The organism is Streptomyces niveiscabiei (genome assembly GCF_001419795.1).
GTDB classification, from domain to species: domain Bacteria; phylum Actinomycetota; class Actinomycetes; order Streptomycetales; family Streptomycetaceae; genus Streptomyces; species Streptomyces niveiscabiei.
This window is the reverse complement of the sequence record NZ_LIRL01001255.1, coordinates 1-4494: the sequence shown is the minus strand read 5'-3', so window position 1 is coordinate 4494 and position 4494 is coordinate 1. Positions and strand designations below refer to the sequence as shown.

At 70.4% G+C, this 4494-nt stretch carries 5 protein-coding genes; 1 reads left to right on the top strand and 4 read right to left on the bottom strand.

Annotation, left to right across the window (positions count from 1 at the left end; translation table 11 throughout):
* The 4 genes from AOK24_RS42820 to AOK24_RS42805 form a co-directional block, all read right to left on the bottom strand.
* On the bottom strand, window positions 1-398 hold a 398-nt coding region (locus AOK24_RS42820; RefSeq protein ID WP_063799632.1), incomplete at its 3' end, for a hypothetical protein.
* Window positions 399-532: 134 nt separating this feature from the next.
* Window positions 533-1357, bottom strand: coding sequence for a carbohydrate ABC transporter permease (locus AOK24_RS42815; RefSeq protein WP_055725253.1), 825 nt, complete (start codon window positions 1355-1357; stop codon window positions 533-535).
* A 1-nt stretch (window position 1358) separates the two neighbouring features.
* Window positions 1359-2294 carry a carbohydrate ABC transporter permease gene (locus AOK24_RS42810; RefSeq protein WP_240554399.1) on the bottom strand — a complete coding sequence of 312 codons (936 nt, stop codon included), beginning with the start codon at window positions 2292-2294 and terminating at the stop codon, window positions 1359-1361.
* Window positions 2291-3628, bottom strand: a complete 1338-nt coding sequence (locus AOK24_RS42805) for an ABC transporter substrate-binding protein (RefSeq protein ID WP_055725252.1) — start codon at window positions 3626-3628, stop codon at window positions 2291-2293. The genes AOK24_RS42810 and AOK24_RS42805 overlap by 4 nt, the downstream gene beginning before the upstream one ends.
* Before the next feature lie 256 nt (window positions 3629-3884).
* Between AOK24_RS42805 and AOK24_RS42800 the strand changes: the two genes are divergently transcribed.
* The coding region (locus tag AOK24_RS42800) for a LacI family DNA-binding transcriptional regulator (RefSeq protein ID WP_240554398.1) at window positions 3885-4494 on the top strand (610 nt) is incomplete at its 3' end.

The following is a 4494-nucleotide window of genomic DNA, read 5'->3' as shown; positions in this document are numbered from 1 at the left end:
TCGTCCCCCAGCGCCCCGATCGTGTCCCGCGCCCGCTGAAGATGCTCCCGGGCCCGCCCGAGATCCCCCGCCTTCCGGTAGCACTCCCCCACGTTGAGATGCAGCGACGGATACAGCCCGGCCACCGACAACGTGACCCCGGCCCGCGCCGCCCGCTCATCGGTGACCGACCCGGCAGCGGCGAGCGCCCGCAGATCCCACTCCAGCTCCTCGCGCACGTCGTCCTGCACATCGGCCATGGCGTGCGCGAGCACGCACACGTACAGCGGGTCGCCCTCCTCGCCGCCGATGTCCGCCCAGATCTCCGTGAACAGTTCACGCGCGGCTGCGCGTTGGCCCCGATGGTGATGCAGCTCCACGGCGTGGCCGATCCGCAGGAGGGTCGGGTCGGTGATCAATTGCGGCTCCTTCGGCGGGCGTTGACGCTCCGGGCCCAGGCACCGTACCCGTCTCGGGGTTGACGCGCGACGCCCCCGGCGATGCCGCGTTGCGCGGGAAGTCGGGCGGGTCAGGTAGGCCCCGCCCGCCCGTCTCACCCCTTGACCGACCCCTGCAACAGCGCGCTCACGAACTGCCGTTGGAAGACGAGGAACACGATCAGTGTGGGCGTGAGGATGAGGAGGGAGCCCGCGCACAGGAGGACCAGGTCGGTGCCCCACTGGCCCTGGAAGGCACCGAGGGCGCCGGCCATCGTGCGTTTCGTGGGGCCGTCGACCATGACGATGCTCAGGAGGAACTGGTTCCAGGTCCACAGGAACAGGAGGATCGTGAGGGAGGAGATGGCGGGGCGGGCCAGGGGGACGTGGATGCGCCAGAAGAGCTGCCAGGTCGAAGCGCCGTCTACGCGGGCCGCTTCGGACAACTCTTTCGGCACGTTGAGGAAGTGGGCGCGCATCCAGTACACCGCGAAGGGCATGTAGAGGCCGATGAGCGGGAGGACGATGGCCCAGCGGGTGTTGAGGAGGCCGAGGTCGTCGATCTGGTGGTAGATCGGGGTGATGACGGCCTCGAAGGGCATGGTCAGGCCGAGGAGCAGGACGCCCATCGCGAGGCCCCCGCCGCGCACCTTGAGGTGGCCGAGGCCGAACCCGGCCATGGTCGCGAGGACGACGGCGGCGGGGACGACGCCGAGGACGATGAGGACGCTGGAGTTCAGCAGCGCGCCCATGTTCGCGACGTCGAAGGCGTCGGCGAAGTTCCCCCAGTGGGGGTCGGAGGGCCACTCCAGGCCGGAGGGGACGGTGCCCCGGGGCTGGAGGGCGGCGGACAGCATGCTGACGAAGGGGAGGAGGGTGACGAGCATGAGCAGGACGAGGAACGCCCGCCCGGTGAGGGCCTCGCGGCGGCTGATGTTCACTTCACTTGCCCTCTCGGGAGAGCCGCTGGATCGGCAGGACGCAGATCAGGACGAGCAGCATGAGGACGACGGCGAGCGCGGAGGCGAGCCCGACCTGGCGCTGGGCGAAGGCGAGCCGGTAGATCTCCAGGCCCGGCACGGTCGTCGAGGTCCCGGGCCCGCCGCTGGTGGAGATGTAGACGATGTCGAAGCTGGCGAGTGCGGCGATGACGGTCACCGTGAGGCAGATCCCGATCTCGCGGCGCAGGCTCGGCAGGGTGACGGCGAAGAACTCGCGCACGGACCCGGCCCCGTCGATGCGCGCGGCCTCGTACAGCGCCGGGTCGATCTTGCTCATGCCGGTGACGAGGAGGATCGTGCACAGGCCGAGCATCACCCAGGCCCCGATGATCCCGACGGCGGGCAGCGCCGTACCGAACTCGCCGAGCCAGGCCCGCGTGTGGGCGCCGAGGCCGATCGCGTCCATGACCTGGTTGACCATGCCGGTCGTGCTGAGGACCCAGCTCCAGGCGATGCCGGCGGCGACGAGCGGGATGACCTGCGGGAGGAAGAGGACGGTCCGGGCGGCCGTACCGAGCGCGCCGGTGCTGACGCGGTGGATGAGGCTCGCGACGAACAGGCCGAGGACCACGGGGACGAAGCTGAAGAAGACGATCAGCACGAACGCGTGCCCGATGATCTCCAGGAGGTCCGGATCGGTGAGGACGGTCCGGTAGTTGTCGAGCCCGACCCACTCCGAGGGGCCGATGCCGTCCCAGCGGTAGAGGGAGTACTGAAAGGTCGTCAGGAGGGGCTTGAGGACGAAGAATCCGTACACGGCGAGGGCGGGGACGACGAACAGCCAGCCGCTCCAGCGGGTCCCCGCCCGCCGCCTCGCGGTCACACCGCCGGCTGTGGAAGGCAGCGCCCGCGCTTCCTTCTCGGCCACGGTGCTCACCGCGCCAGCTCCTTCGCGTACTCCTTCTGTACGGCCTTCACGTACCCCTCGGGCGTCTGCTGCCCCACGATCAGCTTCTGGAGCTCGGGTGTGATGGCCGACGCGAAGATGGACCCGGTCGCGTTGGCGGTGAAGTCGACCGCCCCGTTCTCGGCGCCGAGCCGCTGCGAGGCGGCGAGGGTCGACGCGAGGACCGTGCCCGCCTTGGCCTGCGGTACGGCGAGGTCGGCGGGCCCGCCGGGGCTGGAGCCGCCGACGTCGACGAGGATCTTGCGGGCCTTGGCGTCCGTGTGCAGCCAGTTGAGGAAGTACGCGGCCTCGTTGGGGTGTTTCGCGCGGGCCCCGATCCCGAAGGTGTTCGGCGAGGACATCGCGACGTGCCGGCCCCCGGTCTTCTCGGCCGGGAAGAGGAAGAAGCCGACGTTGCCGGGCATCTTCTTGTCGAGGTTGGCCGACTCCCAGTCCCCGTTGAACATGAACAGGCCCCGCCCCTCGGTGAAGTCGCCGACCATGGTGGTGTAGTCCATGGCGTTGGCGTCCTTGGTGAAGTACCCGGCCCTGGCCCACTTCTCGATGGTCTCGGCGGCCTTGAGGGACGCCGGGGTGTCGAAGGTGGCGCCGGTCTTCTGGAAGATCCAGTCGTTGACCTGGGCGGGGTCGGTGAACTGGTTCTGGAGGGCCTGGTAGGGGAAGTTGATGCCGGCGGTGTTCTTGTTGAACTGCACGATCGGCTGGACGCCCGCCCGCTTGGCCTGGGCGAGCAGCGCCTCGAACTCGGCGACGCTCCCGGGCACTCCGCTCATGCCCGCCTTCTTCGCGAGGTCCTTGTTGTAGAAGACGCCGGTGACGCTGTACCCGAGCCCGGCGCCGTACAGCGGCCCCGATCCGCGCTGACCCGCCTTGTCCACCCGGAGCTGCGCGAGCTGGGAGGCGGGGAACCTGTCCCAGCCGTACGCCTTGGCGTAGGGGTCGAGGTCCTTCAGCAGGTTGTCCTTGACCAGGTCGACCATGGTCGGCAGCCGCATGATGTCCGGCGCGTTGTCCCCGGCCAGGACGCGCGGCGCGTTCTCGACGAGCACCGTGAACTGGTCCTCGCGCACCTTGAAGGTGACGTTCGGATGCTGCCGGGTGAACTCGTCGGCCAGCGCCTTGGCCAGCGGGAACCCGGTCTCGGCGTACATCTGGAGCGTGACCTCGCCGGTGCCGAGGGAGGTGCTGACCGCCGTGTCGCCGGAGGCTGCCGGGGCGTCGGAGCCGGGGGCGCTGCACGCGGCTGCGAGGAATATCAGCGGAATCATCAGGGCCGGCCAGGGTTTCGCCGTGCCTTCGTACATGGAGCACTCCTTGCCTGGGTCACGAGGGAGGGACCGGGGAGTCCCGGTCGGGGTCGTGGTGGCGGACACGGTCCGGCGGCTCCGGACGTGCCGGTGGGGAGGCCGCGACGGCCGGTTCCGGTGGTCTCGGCACCGCCGGTCCCCAAGGGTGGGTCCAGGACGGTTGCCAAGGCGGCTTTCACCGGTGCTAAATAGATTTAGCAGTGAGCATGAGCCCTGCCCAAGACCCTGTCAAGCACCGTGCGGAGGACCGCATTTGAGCCGACGACGCGTCACCATGACCGACGTGGCCCGCCGGGCGGGGGTGTCGCCGACCACGGCGTCCTTCGTCCTCGCCGGCCGCCGCGACATGCGCATCTCGGGCGACGCCGAGGACCGGGTACGGCGCGCCGCGCGCGAACTCGGCTACCGGCCCAACCTCACCGCGCGCGGCCTGCGCACCTCGGTGACCAGGACCGTCGCCCTGATCTCCGACACCATCGCGACGACCCAGTTCGCGGGCGAGGTCATCCACGGCGCCCTCGACGCGGCGGGCGCCCGCGAGCACGTCCTGTTCGTCGCGGAGACCGAGGGCGACGCACAGACGGAGACCCGGCTCGTCGAGGGGATGCTGGACCGGCAGGTGGACGGGTTCGTGTACGCCACGATGTACAGCCGCGAGGTCCGGTTGCCCGCCGCGCTGCGGGACGCCCGGGTGGTGCTGCTCAACTGCTACGAGCGGGACGCGCGGGCGCCGGGCGTCCTGCCGGACGAGGTGAACGCGGGGCGGGACGCGGCGCGCGTGCTGCTCGACGCCGGGCACCGGGAGGGCGTGCACGTCATCGGCGGGCGCCATGTGACGGACGCGACGCCGGACGGGGTGTGGG